The sequence below is a fragment of the Methanoculleus nereidis genome (assembly GCF_032944295.1).
GTDB classification, from domain to species: domain Archaea; phylum Halobacteriota; class Methanomicrobia; order Methanomicrobiales; family Methanoculleaceae; genus Methanoculleus; species Methanoculleus nereidis.
Genome location: NZ_JABFFQ010000012.1, coordinates 19,842 through 42,145, shown reverse-complemented (window position 1 = coordinate 42,145; position 22,304 = coordinate 19,842). Strand labels below are relative to the sequence as shown.

The 22,304-nt window shown below is 62.8% G+C and carries 27 protein-coding genes; 10 read left to right on the top strand and 17 right to left on the bottom strand.

From position 1 onward, the window contains the following. Positions 1-33 precede the first annotated feature (33 nt). The 5 genes from HL657_RS12185 to HL657_RS12165 all read right to left on the bottom strand — a co-directional run bounded on the left by HL657_RS12185 (position 34) and on the right by HL657_RS12165 (position 4,266). Positions 34-843, bottom strand: a complete 810-nt coding sequence (locus tag HL657_RS12185) for a metal ABC transporter permease (RefSeq protein ID WP_317297087.1) — start codon at positions 841-843, stop codon at positions 34-36. 2 nt (positions 844-845) lie between these two features. Beyond that, positions 846-1,613, bottom strand: coding sequence for a metal ABC transporter ATP-binding protein (locus HL657_RS12180; RefSeq protein WP_317297086.1), 768 nt, complete (start codon positions 1,611-1,613; stop codon positions 846-848). After that, a complete protein-coding gene (locus HL657_RS12175) occupies positions 1,610-2,443 on the bottom strand; it encodes a metal ABC transporter solute-binding protein, Zn/Mn family (RefSeq protein ID WP_317297085.1) in 834 nt (277 codons plus the stop codon). Before HL657_RS12175 ends, HL657_RS12180 begins: the two co-directional genes overlap by 4 nt. 136 nt (positions 2,444-2,579) lie before the next feature. Further along, positions 2,580-3,020 carry a metal-dependent transcriptional regulator gene (locus HL657_RS12170; protein WP_317297084.1) on the bottom strand — a complete coding sequence of 147 codons (441 nt, stop codon included), beginning with the start codon at positions 3,018-3,020 and terminating at the stop codon, positions 2,580-2,582. A 43-nt stretch (positions 3,021-3,063) separates the two neighbouring features. Continuing rightward, the gene (locus tag HL657_RS12165) at positions 3,064-4,266 is read right to left on the bottom strand and encodes a MiaB/RimO family radical SAM methylthiotransferase (protein ID WP_394804661.1); all 1,203 of its coding nucleotides are present in this window, start codon (positions 4,264-4,266) and stop codon (positions 3,064-3,066) included. 181 nt (positions 4,267-4,447) lie between these two features. Between HL657_RS12165 and nadX the strand changes: the two genes are divergently transcribed. The 3 genes from nadX to nadC are packed head-to-tail and all read left to right on the top strand — an operon-like array spanning position 4,448 to position 6,963. Then, on the top strand, positions 4,448-5,206 hold the full coding sequence (gene nadX / locus HL657_RS12160) for an aspartate dehydrogenase (protein WP_317297083.1): 759 nt from the start codon (positions 4,448-4,450) through the stop codon (positions 5,204-5,206). Positions 5,207-5,208: 2 nt separating this feature from the next. Continuing rightward, positions 5,209-6,102 (top strand): quinolinate synthase NadA, encoded by an 894-nt coding sequence (gene nadA / locus HL657_RS12155; RefSeq protein ID WP_317297082.1) that lies wholly within the window; start codon positions 5,209-5,211, stop codon positions 6,100-6,102. Positions 6,103-6,108: 6 nt separating this feature from the next. Then, positions 6,109-6,963 (top strand): carboxylating nicotinate-nucleotide diphosphorylase, encoded by an 855-nt coding sequence (gene nadC, locus HL657_RS12150; protein WP_317297081.1) that lies wholly within the window; start codon positions 6,109-6,111, stop codon positions 6,961-6,963. Here nadC and HL657_RS12145 read toward each other — a convergent pair. Together HL657_RS12145 and HL657_RS12140 are read right to left on the bottom strand one after the other, a co-directional pair. Then, positions 6,902-7,831 carry an MEDS domain-containing protein gene (locus HL657_RS12145; protein WP_317297080.1) on the bottom strand — a complete coding sequence of 310 codons (930 nt, stop codon included), beginning with the start codon at positions 7,829-7,831 and terminating at the stop codon, positions 6,902-6,904. The genes nadC and HL657_RS12145 overlap by 62 nt on opposite strands. A gap of 252 nt (positions 7,832-8,083) precedes the next feature. Beyond that, the gene (locus HL657_RS12140; protein ID WP_317297079.1) at positions 8,084-8,509 is read right to left on the bottom strand and encodes a hypothetical protein; all 426 of its coding nucleotides are present in this window, start codon (positions 8,507-8,509) and stop codon (positions 8,084-8,086) included. Positions 8,510-8,612: 103 nt separating this feature from the next. On the opposite strand from HL657_RS12140, the gene HL657_RS12135 reads away from it, so the two are divergent. The 3 genes from HL657_RS12135 (at position 8,613) to budA (ending at position 10,625) form a co-directional block, all read left to right on the top strand. Beyond that, entirely contained in the window at positions 8,613-9,155 is a 543-nt protein-coding gene (locus tag HL657_RS12135; protein WP_317297078.1) for a HEAT repeat domain-containing protein, read from the top strand. Between the two features lie 197 nt (positions 9,156-9,352). After that, entirely contained in the window at positions 9,353-9,787 is a 435-nt protein-coding gene (locus tag HL657_RS12130) for a nucleoside deaminase (protein WP_317297077.1), read from the top strand. A gap of 10 nt (positions 9,788-9,797) precedes the next feature. Further along, on the top strand, positions 9,798-10,625 hold the full coding sequence (gene budA / locus HL657_RS12125; protein WP_317297076.1) for an acetolactate decarboxylase: 828 nt from the start codon (positions 9,798-9,800) through the stop codon (positions 10,623-10,625). 53 nt (positions 10,626-10,678) lie between these two features. On the opposite strand, the gene HL657_RS12120 is transcribed toward budA, so the two are convergent. Together HL657_RS12120 and HL657_RS12115 are read right to left on the bottom strand one after the other, a co-directional pair. Then, positions 10,679-10,855, bottom strand: coding sequence for a hypothetical protein (locus HL657_RS12120; RefSeq protein WP_317297075.1), 177 nt, complete (start codon positions 10,853-10,855; stop codon positions 10,679-10,681). Between the two features lie 27 nt (positions 10,856-10,882). Beyond that, positions 10,883-11,422: an archaemetzincin family Zn-dependent metalloprotease gene (locus tag HL657_RS12115; RefSeq protein WP_317297074.1), complete on the bottom strand. Its 540-nt coding sequence runs from the start codon at positions 11,420-11,422 to the stop codon at positions 10,883-10,885. Positions 11,423-11,439: 17 nt separating this feature from the next. Here HL657_RS12115 and HL657_RS12110 point away from each other — a divergent pair, with 17 nt between their 5' ends. After that, on the top strand, positions 11,440-11,847 hold the full coding sequence (locus HL657_RS12110; protein ID WP_317297073.1) for a UPF0146 family protein: 408 nt from the start codon (positions 11,440-11,442) through the stop codon (positions 11,845-11,847). Here HL657_RS12110 and HL657_RS12105 read toward each other — a convergent pair. After that, the gene (locus tag HL657_RS12105) at positions 11,844-13,202 is read right to left on the bottom strand and encodes a replication factor C large subunit (RefSeq protein ID WP_317297072.1); all 1,359 of its coding nucleotides are present in this window, start codon (positions 13,200-13,202) and stop codon (positions 11,844-11,846) included. The two genes, HL657_RS12110 and HL657_RS12105, sit on opposite strands and share 4 nt — an antisense overlap. Before the next feature lie 253 nt (positions 13,203-13,455). Here HL657_RS12105 and HL657_RS12100 point away from each other — a divergent pair, with 253 nt between their 5' ends. From HL657_RS12100 to HL657_RS12090, 3 genes are all read left to right on the top strand, one after another. Next, positions 13,456-14,466 carry a methanogenesis marker 2 protein gene (locus HL657_RS12100; RefSeq protein WP_317297071.1) on the top strand — a complete coding sequence of 337 codons (1,011 nt, stop codon included), beginning with the start codon at positions 13,456-13,458 and terminating at the stop codon, positions 14,464-14,466. Then, a complete protein-coding gene (gene mtxX / locus HL657_RS12095; RefSeq protein WP_317297070.1) occupies positions 14,457-15,218 on the top strand; it encodes a methanogenesis marker protein Mmp4/MtxX in 762 nt (253 codons plus the stop codon). The genes HL657_RS12100 and mtxX overlap by 10 nt, the downstream gene beginning before the upstream one ends. 186 nt (positions 15,219-15,404) lie before the next feature. Then, positions 15,405-15,611 (top strand): histone family protein, encoded by a 207-nt coding sequence (locus HL657_RS12090; RefSeq protein ID WP_011843678.1) that lies wholly within the window; start codon positions 15,405-15,407, stop codon positions 15,609-15,611. Positions 15,612-16,059: 448 nt separating this feature from the next. On the opposite strand, the gene hisB is transcribed toward HL657_RS12090, so the two are convergent. Genes hisB through HL657_RS12055 form a run of 7 tightly spaced genes read right to left on the bottom strand, consistent with a single transcriptional unit; the run spans position 16,060 to position 22,303 of the window. Then, on the bottom strand, positions 16,060-16,641 hold the full coding sequence (hisB, locus tag HL657_RS12085; RefSeq protein ID WP_317297069.1) for an imidazoleglycerol-phosphate dehydratase HisB: 582 nt from the start codon (positions 16,639-16,641) through the stop codon (positions 16,060-16,062). After that, a complete protein-coding gene (gene hisA, locus HL657_RS12080; RefSeq protein ID WP_317297068.1) occupies positions 16,628-17,347 on the bottom strand; it encodes a 1-(5-phosphoribosyl)-5-[(5-phosphoribosylamino)methylideneamino]imidazole-4-carboxamide isomerase in 720 nt (239 codons plus the stop codon). The genes hisB and hisA overlap by 14 nt, the downstream gene beginning before the upstream one ends. Before the next feature lie 4 nt (positions 17,348-17,351). Next, on the bottom strand, positions 17,352-18,251 hold the full coding sequence (gene hisG, locus HL657_RS12075; RefSeq protein WP_317297067.1) for an ATP phosphoribosyltransferase: 900 nt from the start codon (positions 18,249-18,251) through the stop codon (positions 17,352-17,354). 31 nt (positions 18,252-18,282) lie between these two features. Then, the gene (locus tag HL657_RS12070) at positions 18,283-19,485 is read right to left on the bottom strand and encodes a methionine adenosyltransferase (protein ID WP_317297066.1); all 1,203 of its coding nucleotides are present in this window, start codon (positions 19,483-19,485) and stop codon (positions 18,283-18,285) included. A 60-nt stretch (positions 19,486-19,545) separates the two neighbouring features. Then, positions 19,546-20,358, bottom strand: coding sequence for a DNA integrity scanning protein DisA nucleotide-binding domain protein (locus tag HL657_RS12065; RefSeq protein WP_317297065.1), 813 nt, complete (start codon positions 20,356-20,358; stop codon positions 19,546-19,548). Further along, positions 20,355-21,221 (bottom strand): succinate--CoA ligase subunit alpha, encoded by an 867-nt coding sequence (gene sucD, locus HL657_RS12060; RefSeq protein ID WP_317297064.1) that lies wholly within the window; start codon positions 21,219-21,221, stop codon positions 20,355-20,357. Before sucD ends, HL657_RS12065 begins: the two co-directional genes overlap by 4 nt. Beyond that, positions 21,218-22,303 carry a succinate--CoA ligase subunit beta gene (locus tag HL657_RS12055; protein ID WP_317297063.1) on the bottom strand — a complete coding sequence of 362 codons (1,086 nt, stop codon included), beginning with the start codon at positions 22,301-22,303 and terminating at the stop codon, positions 21,218-21,220. The genes sucD and HL657_RS12055 overlap by 4 nt, the downstream gene beginning before the upstream one ends. Position 22,304: the final 1 nt, after the last annotated feature.

Below are 22,304 nucleotides of genomic sequence, written 5' to 3'. Positions count from 1 at the left end.
CGCCGTCCGGCATAAGCGCACCGGTTTGTCCTGCTAGTCGCCCTGCCGGAGGTGTTCGACCCCGAGGGCGCCCGCATACGCGAGCGTGCTCACCAGGATGATCGTCGCGCCTGAGGGGACGTTTGCGAGGTAGGAGAGCCAGATCCCCGCGACGGTGAAGATGATGCCGAGGGCGACGGCAAGAAGCATCATACTTCGGATGCGGAAGGTGTAAAGACGGCTGATCGCTGCCGGGAGCGTGAGAAGCGCTATAACCAGGATGATCCCCACCACCCGGATCAGCATCACCACCGTGAGCGCAATCAGCACGAGGAGGAGGAGCGAGAGCCGCTCGACCGGGAGGTCCATGACCGTTGCGTAATCCGGATCGAAGGTGACCGCCTGGAGCTCCCGGTAGAAGTAGGCCACGACGGCGATGATAATGACCACGAGGACCGCCATCAGCAGGATGTCACCGCGTGGTACAAGGAGGATGTTCCCGAAGAGGTAGGAGAAGAGGTCGGGAGCAAACCCCGGCGTCAGGTAGACAAAGAGGATGCCTATGGCCATCCCGGCGGCCCAGACCGCGCCGATGAGGGTATCCATCTGCTGCCGGGCCCGGAGCTGGAGCGTGCCCATCCCGAGCGCCGTCGCCACGGTGAACCCGGTTGCCCCGATGAGCGGGTCTATCCCGAGGAAGTAGCCGAGGCCGATCCCCCCAAAGGCCGCATGGGAGATGCCGCCGCTGACCGAGACCATCCGCCGGACCACGACATAGGTGCCGATGATCCCGCAGGCGACGCTTGCGAGCACCCCGGCGGCGAGCGCGTTCCTGAAGAACTCGTACCCGAGCACCTCGAACATACTCACTCCTCCCCCGAGTGTTCCGAAAAGACCCGGTGCGGGACACCGTGAGCAATCAGGTCCACCGGGCAGTGGTACGCGGCCTCGAGCATATCCGCCGTGACCTCGTTTGTGCCGTGCGTGTAGAGGCGTCGGTTTAAGCAGGCGACCCGGGTCACGTGCTCCGGGATCACCCCGATGTCGTGGGTCACGAGGACGATCGCCATCCGGTCGCGGAGCGCATCAAGGATCTCGTAGAACTGCGCCGTCGTCGGGGCGTCCACGTAGACCGTCGGTTCGTCGAGGAGCAGCACCTTCGGGTCGCCGACGAGCGCCCGGGCGATGATCGCCCGCTGCTGCTCCCCGCCCGAGAGGTCCCGGATCTGCCGGTCGGCGAGATCGGCGATGCGCATCGTCTCGAGCGCCTCCTCCGTCCGGGCGTGGTCTTCTTCCCCGTAGCGCCGGGGCCTGCGGGTGACGCGGCCGAGGCGGCCGGAGAGGACCATCTCCCGCACGGTGATGGGATACTCGAAGTCGAACGTCCGGAACTGGGGGACGTAGCCGAGATTCTTACGCATCCGGGCTTCTGTGCTGCCGAGGATCCTGACGACGCCGCGGGAGGGGACGAGGAGGCCGAGGACCACCTTAAGAAGTGTCGTCTTGCCGCCGCCGTTCGGCCCGATGATCGCGTAAAACTCGTCAGGGTAGACGGCAAGGGTCACCTCTTCGAGCACGGTATGGCCGTGCAGCCTGACCCAGACGTCCTCGACCTCGATTACAGGGGCGATCATGGTCTGCCGCTCTCTGCGAATGCCCGGGCCATGTGCCGCATGTTCGTGAGGTAGTCCTTCGCGAGCGGGCTTACCGTCACCACGGTGCCGCCGATCTCGTCCGCGATAACCTCGGCGCTCCGGGTGGAGTGTTCAGACGACACGAATATCACCCGGATTCCTTCCTCTTCCGCCTGCCTGATGAGGTGCTCTATCCTCTGCGGGGAGGGCTCCTTTCCCTCGCTCTCGATCGGGACCTCGACAAAACCGTAGTCCCGGGCCAGGTAAGCCCACGACGAGTGGTAGACCATGACCTTTTTCACCCCCGATTCGGCGAGCGCCCCGGCGATCTCCGCGTCCAGGGCGTCGAGTTCCTCCAGGTAGACATCGGCGTTCCGGCGATAATCTTCGGCGTTTGCCGGGTCGACCTCTGAGAGACCTTCGCGGATGTTTTCGACCATGATCTTCGCGTTCCGCGGAGAGACCCAGATATGCGGGTCGGTCCCCGCGTGACCCCCCTCGCCGGTCGAGATCAGGTCGACGCCGCGCGAGCAGTCGACGACCAGCATCTCGGGGTTCAGGGCGGCGATTTTATCCTGCCAGGCGAGTTCGAACTCTATCCCCGAACCCACCACGGCGTACATATCCGCCTCCGCGACGTCGGCGAGGACTCCCGGCGGAGGTTCGTAGGTGTGCGGGTCGGCCCCCGGTGGCACCAGCAGGACAACACGGACGTGGTCGCCCCCCACCCTTTCTACGAACTCCTGCTCGGGCGGTATGGTGACCGCGACTACGACTCGTCCGTCATCCTGCCGCTCGGTCCCGGTGCATCCAGCAATAGTCGCTGTCAACAGGACGGCTGATAATACGACTGCGATGAGCGATAAATTGGCGATATTGCTTTTATCCTGCGATCTCATCGTTCTCCGCTCCAGATTTGGTATGGGTCTAAATTTTCCTCCGCCCAGAGATAAAAACGTTGCGCCGTCACTCCTGGCGCTCGCAGGAAGGGCAGCAGCCATGGTCGTGCTCGATCTCCCCGCAGACGCTCATCATCGGGTGCCCGAGCGACGTGCACATCCTGTTGGTGAGGTCCTTTGAGAAGCACTGCTCGATCTTCTTCGCCTCCGTGCAGGCCTCGCCGGGCTCGAGCCCGTAATGGCTGAGCATCAGGGCGACGATCCGGTGACGCCGGATCAGGAACCGGGCGTAGTCGGTGCCGAGAGTTGTGACCCTCACCCCGTGGTAGGGGGTATGCTCGAGATATCCTGCCTTTGCCATTTCCGTGAGCGCTTTTGTCACCGTCGAGGGCGCGACCGAAAAATGGACGGCGATCTCGGTCGTCTTCACGACATCGCCCTGCATATAGATGTATTTGAGGTATTCGGCCTTCTTCGAGGAGAGCTCGTCCCCGGTGATCCCCTGCATGGAAGGGGATATGCAACGCCTGGAAGAAAAAGTTTCGGGGTGGCTAAACTTTCTGCCCGACATCGGACGGGATCAGCTCGCCGATGACATAGTGCCGTCGGTTCTCCGTTATCACTGCTCTCCCTGAGAACCCGAACGGCAGATCCTCTTCAACGACGACGTTGAGGTAGCAGGGGTTGCGGCAGACGGTCGACCCCGGCACGTTCTTCTCGGTCGCAACGACCGGTGTCTCCCGCCCGATCCAGCGTTCGTTGTAACGATCGTAGATCCGGTTCGCTTCGGCGAGCAGCACCCGGGACCGGTCTTTGCGTATCCTCTCGGGGAGATCCTTTAAGGCGGCGGCGGGGGTGCCGGGCCGCCGGGAGTAGCGGGTGATGTTCACCTTAACGAACGCCGCACGTTGCAGGAGTTCGAGCGTCCGGCGGAACTCTTCGTCCGTCTCTCCAGGAAACCCGGTGATGAAGTCCGACGAGATCATCATATCCGGGAACGCTGACCGGAAGGTATCGACGATCCGGACGACATCGGCCGCAGAGTAGCCGCGCTGCATCCGCTCGAGAACGGCATCGGAACCGGACTGGACGGGGAGGTGGAGGAACCGGAAGACCCTGTCGCTCCTGCAGGCATCCACGAGCGGCTCGAGGATCCCGAGCACCGAGGCCGGGTTCATCATCCCCAGCCGGACGGCGAACCTCCCCGGGACTTCACCTATCGTCTGCAGGAGGTCGGGGAGCGACTCGCCCCTCTCAAGCCCCCAGGCAGCCACGTCCTGCCCGGTCAGCTGGATCTCACAGGCGCCCGCCGCTGCAAGGTGCCGGACGGCATCGAGAATGTCCTGTGCAGGTGCGCTCTTAAGCCGCCCCCGCGCGAGCCGGGTGATGCAGTAACTGCACCGGCCGACGCACCCGCTCGCCACCTGCACCACGCCGACCGCTCCTGCTCCGGGGGTGCCGACGCCGTCGGAGCGTTCATGGATCTCGTCCGGGTGGATGACGTGCGGCGTGCAGACCGAGCGGATCTCATCCATCTGGACGAGTGGCATGCATCCGGTCACGTAGAGATCCCTGTCGGCAAACGCCGCAAGGCGCCGGAGCATCTTCCGCTCGGTCGCGCCGATCACTGTACAGGTGTTGATGATCACAGCGTCCGCCTCCTCCGGCCCGGTCAGCCTGCAGCCGAGCCCCTCCAGTATCGCTTCAAGCCTCCGGGTGTCGGCATGGTTGTAGGTGCACCCGTAACTCTCAATGTAGATTCGCCTTCCCTGCAGATCTTCGAAGGTGATGACGATCGACTCCCTGCGCGGTCTGCGGCCGGCCCGGTCCCCGGGGTGCGACTACCTCCATTGTTCGAGGAATTTTCGCCCCTTTCCGGGCTGGTTTCGTGCCGAGCACAATACTTAACCGCTGCTATTACAACTTCTTTATTCGATGATTAAAATAGGGTTGCTGGGATGCGGCAACGTCGGGCGTATTATCGCCACGCACGCCGAGAGCATCCAGGTTGTCGCGGTCTTCGATATCATCCAGAGCCGGGCGGAAGAACTGGCAGCGCTCTGCCATGCCCGGCCGTATACTGACTTCGACGCCTTCATGCGGGAGGACTTCTCGATCGTCGTGGAAGCCGCTTCGGTCGATGCTGTCAGGCATTACGCAGAGACAGTCCTTCGGTCGGGACGGGACATCATCCTTCTCTCCGGAGGGGCGCTCGCGGACGAAGAGTTCCGCGAGCATCTCATCGAGGCTGCGCGTGAGGCCGGAAGAAAGATCCGGATCCCGAGCGGCGCCATCGTCGGACTCGATAATTTTAAGATCGGCCAGGTCTCGCCGCCGAGAAAACTCCTCCTTCGGACGACAAAGCCCCCCGTATCGCTCGGGATACCTGTTGCGACCCGAATGGAGATATTTAAGGGGCTGGCTCACGACTGTATTAAACAGTACCCTAAGAATATTAACGTCGCGGTAGCGTTGGGACTCGCTGCCGGCAGGGACGCTGATGTGGAACTCTGGGTCGACCCTGCAGCAGAGAGAAACATCCACGAGATATTCGTCGAGGGTGACTTCGGGGATATTTATGTCCGGGTAAGGAACGTTCCGAGCCCTGAGAATCCCGCCACGAGTTATATGGCGGCTCTCTCCATCCTGACGCTCTTAAAGAACCTCGAGAACCCTCTGGTGGTGGGGACATAGCAATGGAAAAGGAGATTCGTGCACTCAAAGCCAGAAAGAACGCAGTTATCCTGGCGCATAACTACCAGCCCATGGAGATCCAGGCGCTTGCCGATGTGGTGGGCGACAGCCTCGAGCTCTCCGTGAAGGCGAAGGAGACCGATGCGGACCTGATTGTTGTATGCGGTGTCCGGTTCATGGCCGAGACGGCAAAGATCCTCAATCCCGAACGGAAGGTGATCATCCCGGTAGAGGACGCAGGGTGCCCCCTCGCCGACTTCCTGACCCCGGAGGTGATCCGGGAGGCAAAGGAACGGCATCCCGATGCAGCCGTGGTGGTCTACGTCAACAGTACAGCGGAGAGCAAGGCGCTCGCCGACATCACCTGCACCTCGGCAAACGCAGTTCAGGTCGCTCGGTCCCTCCCAAATGACACGATCCTCTTCGGGCCGGATGCAAACCTTGCAGCATACGTCCAGCGGGAGCTCCCCGAGAAGACGATCATTCCCCTGCCGCCCGGCGGCCACTGCTACGTCCACGCGGGGTTCACCCTTGCCGACATAGAAGCGGCCAGGGAGTTGGGCGGCACGATCGTCTGTCACCCCGAATGCCCGCCGGAGATCCAGGAACAGGCCGATCGGATCGCATCCACCGGGGGCATGGTCCGGGATGCCGCCACCGGCGATGAGCCCTGGTGGGTCTTCACCGAACGGGAGATGGCCTTCCGCCTCCGGGTGCTCTACCCGGGGAGGGTCTTTTACGAGAAACCGGAGGCTGTCTGCGCGGATATGAAGAAGATCTCCCTCACCGACCTTCAGCGGGCGCTCGAGCGTGAGGAGCACGAGATCGTTCTCTCTCCTGAGGTCATGGACCGGGCACGGCGGGCCATCGAGCGGATGCTCGCCGTCGGGACGTGATCGCGGATGATCCCGATCGAAGATCTCCTCCGGTTCATCCGGGAGGATGCGCCATGGGGCGACGTCACCTCTGAAACGGTCGTTCCCGACGCCACCTGCCTGGCGGTGATCCGGGCGAAGGATTCGGGAACCGTCGCGGGCCTCGCAGAGGCACGGGCGCTCTTCGAGTACTTTGGGGTCACGGCCCGCCAGCATTCCGTCGACGGCAGGGCGGTTGCCGTGGGAACGACCCTCCTCGAGCTCGACGGTCCCGCGAGAGCGATTCTCCTCGTGGAGCGGACGGCGCTCAACATCATCGGGCGCATGAGCGGGATTGCAACCCGGACCCGGGAGTCTGTCGATGCGATCCGGGCGGTCTCGCCGGACGTCCGGGTTGCCGCGACCCGGAAGACTGCGCCGGGACTCCGGATGCTCGATAAAAAGGCAGTGGTTCTCGGCGGGGGCGACCCGCACCGCTACTGCCTCTCAGACATGGTCCTGATCAAGGACAACCACCTTGCCCTGGTGCCGCTCCCGGAAGCGATACGGAAGGCAAAGGAGCAGAGCCTCTACCGGAAGGTCGAGGTGGAGGTCGAGACTGCGGAAGATGCGATCACGGCTGCAGCTGCCGGTGCCGATATTATCCTGCTCGACAATATGCCGCCGGACGCGGTCCGGGAAGCCGTCCGGGCACTTAACGAGCAGGGGCTCCGGGAGCGGGTGACCCTTGAGGTCTCGGGAGGCGTTGCCGGTGACGACGTCGCCGGGTATGCCGCGACCGGGGTCGATGTCATCAGCATGGGCGCGCTCACCCATACGGTCAGGAACTTCGATGTGAGTCTGGATGTTCTGAAGGGTGCGGGCACGGTCCGGGTTCCGTGACCGATGCCGTGCCGCATCCGGCAAGGTCGTGTTTCATGAGGTACTCCCTGACCGCCCTCGATCCCGCCCAGCCGGAGTCGAGCTGCCTGACGACCGCATCGATCTCACCTGCCTGCTGCCGGATCGTGTCCGACTGTTCGTTCTCAATCAGATCCGCGATCGCCATGAGCACCTGAAGAGGGTGGCGGATCCGGTCGGCAAGGGTCGCGAACTGTTCGATGTTCGCTTCGATCTGGCCGATAGCCCACCTCTTCTCCTCATCGGGGGGTGCCGCCTTGTCTGCCAGGGCGATCCGCCGCCATACCCCGTCCTGCCGGATGACGGCCAGCTGGTGCATGGAGGCGATCTCCAGCAGTTCGCGTGCCCCGCAGACATCAAGCGGGTAGGCACAGACGGCGGCGATCCGGCTGTTCTCGATGGCCTGGTTGACCATCGTCTCGTACTCCATGAAAGCGTCCCATTCCGATCCTCCCAGCCAGGAGGTGTTCCCGGAGACGAACAGGCCTTCATAACCCCTCTCCTGTGCCTCGAGTCCTTTCCTGACGCAGCGGTGCAGCGCAGCGGAGCACGAAAAGCCGCCGTTAAGGCGGTACCAGTCGCGTGCGTCCAGGATCTCGATCCGGCCCCGCTTCAAGTGCCGGTCCAGGCTTTTGATATTTCTTGCGAGGACCTTCTTTGCTGCACCTGCCTGCAGGGGCTCTGCAGTGAGCCATACGCAGCAGGCATTCTGCTCCAGTCCTGACTGGAAATAAGGCACCAGAGTGTCGATGAGGTCGTGCCGGCTCCGGTAGACGAGGCAGGCATGGGTGCCCCAGGATGGCCTGGAGAGGACTGTCGTTTCGTCCGTGAAGCAGTCACTATCTGTCAATGCGGCAACATTCCCGTGGATATAAGGTTTCGTTCCCGGGTTCGGCCCGCTGTACACCCCACCCGTCGGGGCGAGCGGATCGGTGTTCCCGGTTACCAGCGATAGGGGGGAGTGGAACGCCAGGGTAAAATAGGGTTTCGATCTGTTCTGGTGCAGAACTATACCGTATCCTGCGTGTATCCGGGTGATACACGGCTTCGGCCTATACAGCCTCCCGTAACACCCGGATAAATAGCCCATATGGGAGGATCATCAAGAGATGCCGGCCGTGTCCTCCATCGGGAGTTCATCCAGGAACGGCATAACCCCTTTGACATACGGCACGAGTTCCCCTTCCTGTGTCCTGAGTTCTCCGTAGGCTACGACTTCAATGACCAGCGGGAGCTCGTCCAGGCGTTTGGTGAAGAGGGGATCCTGTTCGGTCGCGAACCGGAGGAACGCACCCAGGTTGATGAACGGGCGTTCAAGGTCCGGGACGTCGCTGTACTCCTGCAGGTCTTTCTGGAGCGTGGAAGATCTTGCCAGGTCTTCCTCAAAGTAGAGGAAGACATGGAAATTGTGGCGCTCACCCATCATATCGAGGTCCCTGATATCGATCTTTGCTCCCGGGATGATGCCGAGGCGTTCCAGTTCCGGGGGGAACGCTATACCCTCCAGTATGCCGGTCGGACTCTCCATAGTATGGTAAAGGGAGGGAGAGTAGAAAAATGCACCTCACGGAGGCGTCTGGCCCGGGCAAAACCTTATACTCGGGTGCCCCAAAGTGGGCCTGGGGTGGCCAATGGCAGGAGAAGATTCGTCGGTACCGGGAAGAGAGGTTGAAGGCCTCGAAAGGGAGAAGAAACTCCATCAGTATCTCACGATGCTGGAGTCGGGGGACCTGAATGCCCGGTGGCGCGCCGCGGATGCACTCGGGGAGCTGGGTGACAGTCGTGCGGTGCAGCCACTCATCGGAGCGCTGGACGACGAGTACGTTGACGTCCGGTGGAAGGCAGCGAAAGCGCTCGGGCTCATCGATGGACGTGAACCGGTCCTTCCGCTGATACAGGGCCTGGAGGACGACAGTCCCTGGGTCCGGGCAGGCGCAGCATGGGCGCTCGGGAAGATCGGCGATCCCCGGGCCGTCGAACCGCTGATCCGGTTACTCGACGATACAAAACCCAGGGTCCGGAGGATGGCGGCATGGGCGCTCGGGAAGATTGGCAACCCGCGTGCCAGGGAACCCCTGGTGCGCCTCCTCGGCGATGCCGACCGTGACGTCAGGCTTGCCGGCCGGCAGGCGCTCGATGAGATCGGAACCGAACGGGAGATCCCGAGCATCTGATGGGATACTGGTTCCTGTTGCCCTGACGCCCTTTTTTTTGAGTATTGCAACCCTACTCGCCTCATTCTGGCAGGTATCTGCGGGGTCCGCGGCTGCTGCCTCATGATGTATGCGTTTATAATCCAGGAAAGACTTCATATATCTGACTGAGTGTTGCGATCAGTTTATACTCTAAATTGAGCGTTCGGGAGGATGATATGGATTTATTCATGAAATGCGCCATCGAGGAGGCGGAGGCGGCCCTCCAGGAAGGCGGAATCCCCATTGGATCGGTGCTGGTGCGCGGTGGCCGCATCATCGGGCGGGGTCGGAACCGCCGTGTGCAGTGCGACGATCCCGTACTCCACGCCGAGATTGACTGCCTGAGAAACGCTGGAAGGATCCGCAACTACGCGGAGTGTGCCCTCTACTCCACGCTGATGCCCTGCTACCTCTGCGCGGGAGCGGTGGTCCAGTTCGGGATCGGGAAGGTCGTGGCGGGGGAGTCGGCAAACTTTCCGGGAGCACGGGAGTTTCTTGAGTCGCACGGTGTCGAGGTGATCGACCTGGACCTCGATATCTGTAAAACGATGATGCACGCATTCATCGAGCAGCATCCTGACCTCTGGTATGAGGATATCGGGGCGCTGTGAAGGAGGATCTGTGTCCGATAGCACGGTGCTTCGTTACGCCCTCGTTGCCGTCGCCTTCTTCTGCATCGGCGCCCTGGTCGCCCTTGCGGCCGCACCCCTGCTTGCCGGTTCTCCTCCCGGCGAGGAGGATACCTGTCGCGAGACACTCTACCAGGTCTCGACCATCGACGCGCTCCTCCAGGGAGTCTACGATGGCAGCATGACATTCGATGAACTTGCTGAGCACGGAGACTTCGGGATCGGGTGCGGCGACAGGCTTGACGGGGAACTGATCGGCGTCGACGGCGATTGGTACCTGATCCGGGTCGACGGGCGGGTCTATCCGGTTGACGGAGACGCGACGACGCCCTTCGCGGCTGCGACCTTCTTCGATACGGACATCACGGTCGCGGTCGAAGAGCCCATGAACCTGACCGCCCTCCAGAGCCGCGTGGAGTCGGAGCTTCCTTCCGAGAACCTCTTCTACGCGCTCAGGGTGGACGGCACCTTCCCGCGTGTGGTGACCCGGAGCGTGCCCGCCCAGGAGAAACCCTACCCGCGGCTCGTCGACGTGACGGCAAACCAGACGGTCTTTACGCTCGAGAACGTCACCGGCACCGCCGTCGGGTTCTGGACGCCGGAACTCGCAGAGGGGGTCAACGTTCCGGGTTACCACCTCCACTTCATCACCGCCGACCGCACCGCCGGCGGCCACGTGCTTGACATTGTGGTGCCCGCGGACAGCATTGTGCAGGTCGACACCACGGCGAACTTTACCATGGTGCTCCCGACGAGCGGCGACTTCTTAACGGTTGATCTCTCGGGGGACCTCTCACAAGATCTGGAAGCGGTCGAATAGGCTGGCAATCCTGCCCGGAGGCTTATCCCTTCTTCCGGGCGAAAAAAGGTTTTTCACCGGGCGACGGGCAGCGGCGGGTTGACCGCGCCGCCTATCTCTTCGAGCAGGGAGCTGTTCCGGGCCTTCCCGCTCCTGCCGAAAGCTCTCATGACGACCGGCCCGTATGCACCGGAGTTTGCCTCTTTAAGGACCTCGTCTTTGATGCGGCCCTCGACGATCGCTGATGGCATCGAGGAAGGACGCTTCGGGATTTTCCGTCACCCCTCTCTCCGCGACGCGAGCGCCTCCCTGCAGACCGGACAGAGCATCTTTTTCTTCCGGTCCAGTTCGTCATATGTCCGCGGCTGGAACATGACGCACTCCGGGTTTTCACAGTGGGCGAGCCTGAGGAGGTGCCCGAGTTCGTGTGCTCCTTCTTTTGCGGTCCGGTCGATAAGGTCTGCGTCGTCCGGCATCCTGCCGTAGTAGTCGTTCCCGAGACGGGCGGTCGAGACGACGGCGACGCCGCACGCTGGTCTCGCAAGACCGAAGACGAAGTCGCACCCGTTGACGTAGAGGTCGCGAGAGGTGACGAGCAGCAGGGGGCCACTGATAGTGTACCTGCGCGTGATGGTGTCCTGCAGGCGGTCCAGAATCTTTTGAGCATCGTGCTGGTTGCGGTTCCGGTCGTAGCCGTCGATGAGGAACGGATATTCGACGAGCCCGGGCTCCTGCCCGAGGATCATCGCGATCATCCGGACGACCGGGAGTTCGATACCTCCCGGTGCCTGCTGGTCCCAAAGGATATTGATGCCCATTACCTAATCTCTGGGTAATGTGTCGGTATAAACATATTGAACGGAGTATCGGGGAGTATATCGCCGGCCGCTACCGCCGGGCCGTGGAAGTGGGTATCGGCAACAATCCCGAGGCTGCAAGGCTGCTCAAGGCTGCCGGGATTCTCATGCTCTGCACCGACATCAGACCCGGCATCCGGCACGACGGGCTTACTGTGGTTACTGATGACGTCTTCGAGCCGGATCTCCGGCTTTATGCGGGTGCGGACCTGATCTACGCTGTGCGCCCCGGTGTGGAGATGGTCCCGCCGCTGATCGCGCTTGCCGGCCGGGTCAACAGCGACCTCCTGGTCTATCACCTGGGATGCGAGATCTACGGGGACGGCGGCGAGGTCGTGGACTGCGGCCCGGTACTCCTCCACCGCTACCGCCGCCGCCGTCCTTAAAAGAGCGTCGCCTGGCCCGGGGGCGGGTCCCGCCGCGATTCTCCGGTGTCGGCGGGCGGGTCGTCTTTGGATTTTTTGCCCTTGCCGGGGCCCTTCTCTTTGCCGGAAGCCTTCTTTGCCTTCGCCTTCTCCTCCTTTGCCACGTCTTTGACCACCTTCGCGGCACGGGCTTTGTCGTGGATGAAGAGGTTCAGTTCGTCGGCGTCGAGCTCGAACTCACGGACGTACCTTGCAGGGTCCTGCTCGACGAGGATGCTGATCGCGGTGAAGAAGTCTTCTCGCAGCGCATCCTGCGGGATATGCGTCATCGCGCTGAGTTTTCGGGCGAGGCCTGCCCTGACCGCCTTCTGCTTCTTTGACGCCCCCATTTTCTGCCAGCGCGACGGCGGCATGATGCGGCCGTGGACGCCGTGCCCGCCGGCGGCGTCGGCGACGCCGAGGAGCATGACCGCGTTCGCGTAGCGCCAGAGGGTGTAGTACTGCCGCCGGTAGGTCCGGCCGATGTACTCGTCCGCTCTCGCTATGCAGGCGTAGCCCTTCGCCCGGGAAGCGGGATCGGGCATATTCAGGTTCCCCTCGAGCCACTGCTCGATGGTGTCGGGGGTATCCTCGACTTCCACCGCCATGCGGAGCAGGTCGGCGTCCCTCTTCCCCTTAAAGACCCCGCCGACGAGTTCGAAGATGGTGGACCGCTCGTCTTTTGCGGAGGTATGGACATCACCGGCGAGAAGACGCTCCTTCCCGATCGCCGCGGCGTAGAGTGTGTTCACTGCTGCCCGCATATCACCGCCGGCACGTTCGGCAATCGCATCGAGCGCGGCAGGATCGCATGCTACATCCTCTGCGGCACAGATCTGGCGGAGGCGGGGGACGATCGAGCGGGCCTGAAGCGCCCGGAACTGTACCGGCTCCGTGACCGCCTTGAGTTCTCTTGAGAGAGAATAGTAGTCGTTTGCGATCAAGATGATCGGCTGCCTGGACGCCGCGATGATCTCCACGATCGCCTTCGCCCCGCCCCGGTCGGCCTGCCCGTGCAGGTTGTCGGCCTCGTCAAGCAGGATGAGCTTGCGCTTCGCGCCGGAGAGACTGGCCGTGGTGGAGCCCGCGCCTGCCACCCTCTCAAGGGCCGATTTGGTCCGCTGGTCGGAGGCGTTCAGTTCCACGACCTCCCAGCTCATTTCGTTTGCAAGGGCGTACGCGCTCGAGGTCTTGCCGGTGCCGGGTTTGCCGTACAGGATCAGCGGTTTTTTCTGCCGTGACCAGTCCCGCGCCCACTCGTACATCTGCCTGACGGCGCCGGAGTTCCCCACGACGTCCTGGAGACGCTGTGGCCTGTACTTCTCCACCCAGTCCATACCGATCTATTCGACGCGGCGCATCAAAAATACCACCCCGATGCGGATGCAGGGACTGTTCCCTGGACACGCCGGGAGAGAGCCGTTCCCGCCCCGGCAGGGTGCCTGCATAAGCCCGCTTCCCGATCGGGACAGGCCGGCTCTCTTCCGCCGTGATCGGTTCCCGGAACAGAGTGCATAATACCGGTGAATCAAATACATTATCTTTGATGAGGCAGAATACCATAAAGAAACGTAGAGTGTTGGTGTTCTTGTGGTGAGGGATTGCTCCACCGATACGGTAGCACAGGCCGTCAGGGAATATGAGGGTGTCACCCGTAAGAAGGTGATCGGGAATATGATCCGGTCTCTCCGGATAGAGGACCCCGACGTTGTCGCTTCGTTCGGTGAGGATGCCGCGGTAATCCGGCATAATGCAGAAGACGCGCTGCTGCTTGCGGCGGATGGTATCTGGAGCAAGCTGATGGAGGCGGACCCGTTCTGGGCAGGGTACTGTGCCGTGCTCGTGAACGTTCACGACATCGCTGCCATGGGGGGGAGGCCTGTTGCAATGGTCGATATCCTCTCCGTCACGAACGACCTGATCCGCGACGAGGTGACCCGGGGCATGGTCACCGCATCCGCGCAGTTCGGTGTCCCGATCGTGGGCGGGCACCTGCACCCGGATACGCCCTACAGCGTTGTGGATGTGGCGATCCTCGGGACGGCCCGGATGGACCAGCTCATCTTCTCGGATACGGCGGAGGAGGGCGACCGGGTGATTGCGGCGATAGACCTGGACGGCCGGGTACACCCGTCATGCTGCTTCAACTGGGACTCGGTCACGATGAAGTCGGCAGAGGAGGTTCGGGCCCAGATACGGGTGATGGAGGGTCTCGGAAAGGAGCACCTGGTGACGGCCGGCAAGGACATCAGCAACCCGGGCGTTATCGGGACCCTCGGTATGCTCCTTGAGGTGAGCGGCAAGGGCGCGGTGATCGACCTTGAGGCGATACCCCGGCCGGACCTTTCGGCGAATGAGCTCCCCTTCGAGCAATGGGTGCGCATGTATCCCGGCATGGGATTCATCCTGACTGCAAAAGAGGAGAACGTGGAAGAGGTCTGCCGCCGGTTTGCCGATGTCGGCATCACCGCCGCTCTCATCGGGGAGGTTAACGGGAGCAGGCGCCTCTCCATCAGATACCTGGGCCGGGAGACGCAGGTCTTCGATCTCGACCAGAACGGCATCATGCGGATCTTTTCCGAAGGAGGGGCATGCCGGTAACGATCGGGCTTGGTGCGGCGTCCCCCGACGCGAAGATCCTCTCAACCATCCGGGCGGTCGGCCGGGCGGTTGATCTTACCCTTTTTTCCCACCCGGGAACCGCCGGAACGTTCGGTGATGCGGTTACGGTCTTCGAGGCCGGGGAACCGGATGCCGCCCTTATCGAGGCTCTCTATACCGGCAGGATAGACGCCGCCGTCAGGGGCACCCTGCCTGCGTCCGCCACCTTAAAAGCCCTCAAGCGGGCTGCGAATGTCGACCACCTGGAACGGATCGCCCTCCTCGAGACTGCCGATGGGCACCTTTTTCTCCTGGCCCCGGTCGGGGTCGACGAGGGCTGGACGGTCGAGGAGAAAGTTCGGTTTGTCAGAGCCGGCAGGGATATCGCCCGGCGTTTCGGTCTCCCGGAGGGGGTAGCGGTCCTCTCGGGGGGGCGGCTCGGGGATCTCGGGCGGCACCCGGTCGTAGATCGGACGATGGCGGATGCCGAGCTTGTTGCCCGCCTGACCGGTGCGGAGCACACCGAGATCCTGATCGAGGAGGCAGCGAGACGGTATGGGATGGTCGTCGCCCCCGACGGGGTCTCCGGGAACCTGATCTTCCGTACGCTCACGCTCCTCGGAGCCGGGGCCGGGCATGGTGCTCCGGTGGTAAATATCGATAAAATTTTCGTGGATACGTCGCGCGCCTCAGCAGATTATACCAATGCAATAATGCTCGCGAAATCACTGGCGGAGTCAAAAAAACCGTGAATTAGGTCCCCATCGTCAAAATGGGTCGATATCTGACGTTTTCCAATCGGCCTGATTCTCTGCCGGGTATCGCGGTGACCTGTCCGGATGCCCCCTCAATGGGGAAGAGAAACGCAAATTTCCGAGATAATCCCGAAACGTTTAAATATTAACTCATACACCTCTTTTTAGAGGTGGAATTAGATTATGGCAGATCTACCTATTGCTGCGGTTGTTCGTATCGCAAAGAAGAATGGTGCTGAGAGAGTGGGCAGCGACGCTGCTGCTGCACTGGTTACCAAGGCTGAGGCGTACATCGCCGAGCTGACCAAGGAAGCCAACCGGCTTGCCCAGCACGCAGGACGCAAGACGATCAAGGCGGAAGACGTCGACCTCGCGGTAAAGTCCGCGTAGGCCGACTGTCCTCCCTTATTCTTACCGGGGGCCCCTCCGAGCCCCCTTCTCTGATCCATCTCCGGCGGGATGCATCATGGTCGCCGGACGTTTTCGTTGATCTTGTTGTGGACGGTATCGTAACCGTTCGGCAGTCTGTGTTCCTGTAGATGAGAGTCCTGGATAAGCGGCTGCTGTGGGGTAGCGAGAAGTGCATGCAGCGAGAGCAGAGCAGAGCATCGTCAGGTATCTCACGAGCATCCCGTGCTGTATCCCCCGTATCCACCCCGGCAATGGGTGTCAGACACTCATATCCGCGATTCCAGCCCGGTTATGCTTCGACCCGGGGAATCCAGCATCCGTTGCATAACACAGGTCTTAAAGGCCGATACGTCGTTGCTGGGATGAGGTCTTTCTCCCGGAGAAACCGGGCCGACCACCCGGTCGAAAAAAGTTGCCTCCGCCGGGCTCACAGCGTGCCTTTGGTGCTCGGCACGTCGCCTATAGAGGGGTCGATCGCCACGGCCGCCCGGAGCGCCCGGGCAAACGCCTTGAACGCCGCCTCGCAGATGTGGTGGTCGTTCCTGCCCGTGACCGTGATGTGGGCGGTGATCCCGGCGTGGTTGCAGAGGCTGTAGAAGAAGTGCTCGATGAGATCGCCGGGGATGCCCCCCGGGCCCGCCGGCGAGAAACCGCCCTCGAAGACCAGGTAGCCCCGGCCGCCCAGATCGAGCGCCACCCGGGCGAGCGCCTCGTCCATCGGGACAGCGGCGTCGGCGAACCGGGTGATCCCCCTCCCGTCGCCGACCGCCCCGGCGAGAGCCGTCCCGAGGACGATCCCGATATCCTCGATGGTGTGGTGGGCGTCCACCGCGAGGTCGCCGGCCGCGTGGATGGTGAGGTCCATCCGACCGTGCCGGGCAAACGATGTCAGCATGTGGTCGAAGAACGGTATCCCTGTCTCGATGGTCCCGGCCCCGGTCCCGTCGAGGTCGAGGGAGAGGCTGATATCGGTCTCCCGTGTTGTGCGGTGAATCTCACTCGTTCGCATGCGCCGCCTCCATGGCCTCAGAGAGCCGTACTTTCCCGGCGTAGAGCGCCGACCCGAGGACTGCTCCTGCCGCTCCTGCCTCCCGAAGCGCCGCGACGTCCCCGGGACTCGATATCCCGCCCGAGATGACGACCGGAATACTCACCCGGCGGAGGAGTTCCGTCACGGGTCCGATGGCGATCCCCTGCTGGAGCCCCTCCACGTCCACGTTCGTGTAGAGGAGGGATCCTGCGCCGAGGCTCTCGAACCGCTCCGCCCAGGAGAGGTAACTGCCCGCCGGGCGCTCCCATCCCTCGATCATCACCTCGCCGGCCCGGGCGTCGATGCCCGCCATCACCCGCTCGCCGCCAAACTCTTCGGCAAGCGTTCGGATCATCTCCGGCTCCCGGACGGCCAGGGTCGAGAGGATCACCCGGTCGACGCCGGCGTCAAGCCATCCCGCGGCATCTTCCACGCTCCTGATACCGCCGCCGAGTTCGATGAACGTCTCCGTCTCCCGGGTGAAGGCCCGGATCAGGTCGGCGTTTTTGCGCGCCCGGCCGAACGCCCCGTCGAGGTTGACGACGTGGAGGCCGTCCGCTCCCTCATCAAGCCACCGGCGCGCCCAGGCGGCCGGATCGCCATAGACCGTTGCCGCCTCCGGCCGCCCCTGCACGAGCTGCACGCACCGCCCGTCCAGGATATCAACTGCAGGATAGATCTCCATGCTCTCAGCGTATGATCCGTTCGATAGGCATGACTAATATGTCTTTTGCGCCGGCCCGTTTTAACTGGTTGATCAACTGGTAGACCCGCTCCTCGTTCACGACAGCGTGAACGGCGACCAGATTCTCGTCGGACGCCACCTCCATCACTGTCGGGCCGGAGAGGCCGGGCAGCACCTCTCTCACGTCCGCAAGAGCGCTCCGGTGGACGTTCATCATCAGGTAGCACTGCCCCTTTGCCCGGATAACGCTCTCGAGGGCGAGGACAAGCTCGTCAATCTTCTCGCGCTTGGCCGTGAGCGAGGCGGGGTTCGCCACCAGAACCGTCGTGGAGGTGAGGACCTCGTCGATGACACGAAGGTGGTTTGTGCGGAGCGTCGTCCCCGACGAGGAGAGGTCGACGATGGCGTCGGCGATCCCGAGATGCGGCGTCGCCTCGCATGCCCCCCCGACGGTCACGATCGTGACGGCGACCCCGTGCTCCGCAAAGAACGAGCGGGTGATCGCGGGGAACTCAGTCGCCACCGTTGCTCCCGCGAGATCGGCGACGGTCTCGATGTCGGACTCCTCCGGCACGGCGACGACGAGCGTGGCCCTGCCGGTCTGCAGGTCGAGTACCTGCTCGACCAGTGAACCCCGCTCCATGACCATGTCCCTCCCGGTAATGCCGAGGTCGGCGACGCCGCTCGCCACGTACTCCGGTATGTCGATCGGGCGGGCGAAGAGGATCTCCACGTTCGGGTCGCGGGTCCGGGTGATGAGCCTTCGCTCCCCCCCGTCGGCCAGGTGGAGGCCGCTCTTCTCGATCAACTCGTTGATGGGCTGGGCGATTCTCCCTTTGTTCGGGATGGCGAGACGAATGAGCCCGGGTCCGGGCCCGGGCTGCCGGGATGACGGTTTACTCATGGGTTACAACAACTCCAAAAAGCCGGGAAGGTTAGAAGGTTGAGAGTTCTCCCCTGATAACCTTCTCGGTGACGGTGGGGGTCTTCTCCAGCCACTCGTCGATAATTGCCTCGATGTCGGGTTTGATGGAATTGATATTGACGCCCGGTTTCGTAAGAATCTGGGCACTTGCCACATGCGGCTGGTCGATCGGGTAACCAATCTGGGAGAGCATACGGACGTACATCTCCTCGATGCCGTCGACCTTCGCGACACAGTCCTGCGCGATCTGGGTCGCGAGGAGGTTGTAGATCTTGCCGATGTGGTTGATCGGGTTCTTGCCGCTCGTTGCCTCCATGCTCATGGGGCGGTTCGGGGTGATCAGCCCGTTCGCGCGGTTGCCGCGGCCGACGGATCCGTCGTCGCCCATCTCGGCTGAGGTTCCCGAGACCGTCAGGAAGACGCTGCTGCACTCGAGGTCGTCGGCGGTGTTGATGGCGACGTTGACCGATCTCGTGGTGAACTGTTTGGCGACCGCCGTGATCTGCTCGGTCAGAATGTTCTTCTGCTCGATGTATTCGGCGATGCTCGAGCAGTAGCGGTCGACGAACGCCATCGCGATGGTGAGGGTGATGATATCGCCGTCACGCAGGCACATGATCTTGCAGTCCTGGCCGATGACGGGATACTTCGGGCGGAGCGTATTGTCGATGTATGCGGCAACGCCCCGAACAATGCTCTCCGCCTCGCTAAACGGCGCGTGCCCGACACCGAACGAGGTGTCGTTCGCCCGTGGGACTTTCCCCTCGCAGGACCGGAAGACGTCCTGCAGGTCGGTCGACCCCTTTCCCATCCGGCAGTCGACGATGACGTCGCGGTCCATGTTGATGGCGGGAAGGATGCTCTTGATGTAGTCCCGTGCCGCCTCGACGGCGATCGCATCTGCGGGGATGTTCACGCCGTTGAAGCTCTTCGTGGCCCGTCCTGATATGAGGAAGTAGATTGGCTTTGTGATCGTGCCGCCGCCGAACTTCGGGAGCGATTCGCCTGCAACGACCTCGCCCTGGTCGGTGTTGTGGTGCAGTACGCTGCCGCACTCTTCCAGGTACGACCTGCTGAGTGCGCGGCTGATCGACTCCGCGATACCGTCTGCAAGGCTGTCCGGGTGCCCGAGGCACTTGCGCTCCACCAGTTCAACCCGCTGCTTCTCGATCGGGATCTGGTCAAGCCCTTCTACGCTGATATTCCTGGTCATCAAATCCACCGTAGTTCTAAAGTACGATAAGAGAAATGATTGCAATTCATATAACCATTTCTAACCGTCACTGCGGAGGCGGATGTCGGAACGGATGCTGATTTTGCAGTTTCCGTCCCTGAAGATGCGCACCATCCCCCCGCTCTCGGAGACCGTGATGCCGATAGCCGGGATCTCGTACGTGATGGACGCGGTTGCACGATGCCTCCCGCCAAGGCCCCCGGGAAGAGAGATGCCCCGCCCGGTGACGTCCAGGTAGCGGCCCGCCGCCCGCACCTCGCCGTTCTTATCGATGACGAAGACGCCGTCCAGCTGGGCGAACTCTTTGATGCTCTCCCAGTTGTCCCGGTTCTTGATGTCCCGGAGAGCTGCAGGCTGCCCCTGGTAGGGGTTGAGGATCGCCTGGTGGGAGTGCCGGAAGATCTCCTCCGGGTCTCCTATGATGAACGCAGTGCCGATGGCCCTTCCTTCCCGCCCCTCGACCGCGATCTCGAGGGCCAGCGTGAGGGCCGCATGAAGCACCTCGCGGGGAACGATGTCGGAGAAGTCCTTGAGGTTGATGAAGTTCTTCCCCTCCTCGATGTCGTAGATGATGACTGCGTAGGGAAAGACCCCGACGACAAGGCCGCTTTCCAGGTTGCGCCGGAGGTAGAGGTGGACGGCGGCGTCAAGCATATGCCGTTCGCTCACCTCCAGGATGTCGTGCATGGTGAGGTCCTTTAAGACGTCGAGCTGGAGTTCCTGCACCCGGATGATCGGGATATCCGGCACTTCCGCGAGGACCGGGGCCGGCTCGACGAACGAGACGACCGCCCGCGCCCCGATCTTTACCGCCACTTCGCAGGCGGTTGCAAGCATCAGGTCGCCGTTCATAGCACCTCGCGGATCAGTCCCGGTATCTCCGAGGGCCGGGACGCGACGGGGATGTTCTGGGCGTGAAGCCGCCGGACCTTGGATCGTGCGTCGCCCTCGCCGCCCTCGATGATCGCACCCGCGTGGCCCATCCGCTTTTCGGGCGGGGCGCTCACGCCGGCGATATAGGTGACGACCGGAAGATCGGTCGATCGGACCCCCTCCTCTTCGAGGTTGCCTCCCACCTCGCCGATGACGACGACCGCCTTCGTGTGGGGATCCTCCTCGAACCGCGCGAGGACGTCCACGAACGTCTGGCCGATCACCGGGTCGCCGCCGATCCCGACCACCGTGCTCTGGCCGATGCCGGCGCGGGTGAGTTCGTCGACCACCTCGTAGGTGAGGGTGCCGCTCCGGGAGACGATGCCGACCTCTCCCCGGGTGGCGAGGTGGGCCGGCATGATCCCGAGTTTGCACTCTCCCGGCGAAAGAAGCCCCGGGCAGTTCGGGCCGATGACCGTGCAGTCGTGGAGTTTCGCGTAGGCGATGGCTTTCATCGCGTCATGAACCGGGATGTGCTCCGTGATGACGACGGCAAGCTCGATCCCCGCGTGTGCCGCCTCCATGACTGCGTCGCCGGCAGCGCCTGCCGGGACGAAGACGACGCTTGCGGTCGCGTCGTGCTCGCGGAGCGCCTCCTTCACCGTGTTGTAGACCGGGACGCCGTGAACCTCCCGCCCGGCCTTCCCGGGCGCGACCCCCGCGACGACGCCCCGCCCCCCGGCCTCACGGGCGTAGGCGTTCATCAGTTCGGTGTGGAACGTGCCCTGCCTGCCGGTGATGTTCTGCACGATCACGCCGAGATTCTTATCGCCGTAGATCATAGTGAGACCTCCATCGCCGCTTTCACGGCCGTATCCATACTCTCGAGCATTCGGTAGCCGCATTCGGCGAGCAGCCGCCGGCCTTCCTCCTCGTTCGTTCCGGCCATCCGGACGATGACCGTCGGCGCGACGCCGGCGGCGATGATCCCCTTCGCCACCTCGTCGCACCGGGTGATGCCCCCGAGGAGGTTGACGACGATCACGTTCACCCCGGGCATGCTCGCGACGAGTTTGACGGCGTGCATCACACGCTCCTGGTCGGCGCCGCCCCCGACGTCGAGGAAGTTCGCCGCCCGGCCGTTGTAAAACTCGATCAGGTCGAGCGTCGACATCGTGAGCCCGGCGCCGTTGCCGATCACCCCAATGGTCCCGTCCAGTTCCACGTAGGAGAAGCCGTGCTTCTCGGCCTCGCGCTCGCGTTCCGAGAGGTCGCGGTTGACCGCTATCCCCTGGCGGGCGAGGGCGTTGTCGTCGACGACCAGTTTCGCGTCCGCCGCATAGACTCCCTGCAGCGTTGTCACGAGCGGGTTTATCTCCGCGAGCATGGCGTCCTTTTCCTGGAACACGTGGTAGAGGCTGTTGATTACGGGGGCGAGTTCCTTCGGCGCGCCGCCGAGGATCTCCCGCATCAGAAACGGCGGGATGTCGCGGAGGAGGGGGGATACAACGACCTTCCTCACGGCGGACTCGTCCTCCAACGCTTTGTTCTCGATCTCCACCCCACCGGCATCCGCGAAGAGTACCACCGGCTGCCTGCTCGACCGGTCGACGGCGATGCTGACGTAGTACTCGTGGTCGATCGGGAGTCGCTCCTCAACAAGGATCTCCCTGACCGGGACGCCCTTGATCTCCCGGGAGAAGAGCTCCCGGGCGGTCTCGATAGCCGATGCATCATCGGCCATCAGGACTCCGCCGGCCTTACCACGCCCGCCGACGTCCACCTGTGCCTTCAGGACCACGCCGTCGCCGAGCTCCGGCAGGCGTGCCGTGACCTCTTCAGGTTCCCGTATGAGAACCCCCTTCGGGACCGGAATGCCGTATCCCGAAAACACCCGTTTTGCCTCGTATTCCAGTAGTTTCATA

Bases quoted from the DNA above. Each gene is read 5' to 3' on its own strand.
- HL657_RS12110 (WP_317297073.1), top strand. From the start codon at position 11,440: ATGTGTCGGTATAAACATATTGAACGGAGTATCGGGGAGTATATCGCC.
- HL657_RS12130 (WP_317297077.1), top strand. From the start codon at position 9,353: ATGGATTTATTCATGAAATGCGCCATCGAGGAGGCGGAGGCGGCCCTC.
- nadA (WP_317297082.1), top strand. From the start codon at position 5,209: ATGGAAAAGGAGATTCGTGCACTCAAAGCCAGAAAGAACGCAGTTATC.
- HL657_RS12055 (WP_317297063.1), bottom strand. From the start codon at position 22,303: ATGAAACTACTGGAATACGAGGCAAAACGGGTGTTTTCGGGATACGGC.
- HL657_RS12180 (WP_317297086.1), bottom strand. From the start codon at position 1,613: ATGATCGCCCCTGTAATCGAGGTCGAGGACGTCTGGGTCAGGCTGCAC.
- nadX (WP_317297083.1), top strand. From the start codon at position 4,448: ATGATTAAAATAGGGTTGCTGGGATGCGGCAACGTCGGGCGTATTATC.
- HL657_RS12170 (WP_317297084.1), bottom strand. From the start codon at position 3,020: ATGCAGGGGATCACCGGGGACGAGCTCTCCTCGAAGAAGGCCGAATAC.
- nadC (WP_317297081.1), top strand. From the start codon at position 6,109: ATGATCCCGATCGAAGATCTCCTCCGGTTCATCCGGGAGGATGCGCCA.
- HL657_RS12070 (WP_317297066.1), bottom strand. From the start codon at position 19,485: ATGACCAGGAATATCAGCGTAGAAGGGCTTGACCAGATCCCGATCGAG.
- hisB (WP_317297069.1), bottom strand. From the start codon at position 16,641: ATGCGAACGAGTGAGATTCACCGCACAACACGGGAGACCGATATCAGC.
- HL657_RS12090 (WP_011843678.1), top strand. From the start codon at position 15,405: ATGGCAGATCTACCTATTGCTGCGGTTGTTCGTATCGCAAAGAAGAAT.
- HL657_RS12065 (WP_317297065.1), bottom strand. From the start codon at position 20,358: ATGAACGGCGACCTGATGCTTGCAACCGCCTGCGAAGTGGCGGTAAAG.
- hisA (WP_317297068.1), bottom strand. From the start codon at position 17,347: ATGGAGATCTATCCTGCAGTTGATATCCTGGACGGGCGGTGCGTGCAG.
- sucD (WP_317297064.1), bottom strand. From the start codon at position 21,221: ATGATCTACGGCGATAAGAATCTCGGCGTGATCGTGCAGAACATCACC.
- mtxX (WP_317297070.1), top strand. From the start codon at position 14,457: ATGCCGGTAACGATCGGGCTTGGTGCGGCGTCCCCCGACGCGAAGATC.
- HL657_RS12105 (WP_317297072.1), bottom strand. From the start codon at position 13,202: ATGGACTGGGTGGAGAAGTACAGGCCACAGCGTCTCCAGGACGTCGTG.
- HL657_RS12135 (WP_317297078.1), top strand. From the start codon at position 8,613: ATGGCAGGAGAAGATTCGTCGGTACCGGGAAGAGAGGTTGAAGGCCTC.
- HL657_RS12185 (WP_317297087.1), bottom strand. From the start codon at position 843: ATGTTCGAGGTGCTCGGGTACGAGTTCTTCAGGAACGCGCTCGCCGCC.
- HL657_RS12115 (WP_317297074.1), bottom strand. From the start codon at position 11,422: ATGGGCATCAATATCCTTTGGGACCAGCAGGCACCGGGAGGTATCGAA.
- HL657_RS12120 (WP_317297075.1), bottom strand. From the start codon at position 10,855: ATGCCATCAGCGATCGTCGAGGGCCGCATCAAAGACGAGGTCCTTAAA.
- HL657_RS12140 (WP_317297079.1), bottom strand. From the start codon at position 8,509: ATGGAGAGTCCGACCGGCATACTGGAGGGTATAGCGTTCCCCCCGGAA.
- hisG (WP_317297067.1), bottom strand. From the start codon at position 18,251: ATGAGTAAACCGTCATCCCGGCAGCCCGGGCCCGGACCCGGGCTCATT.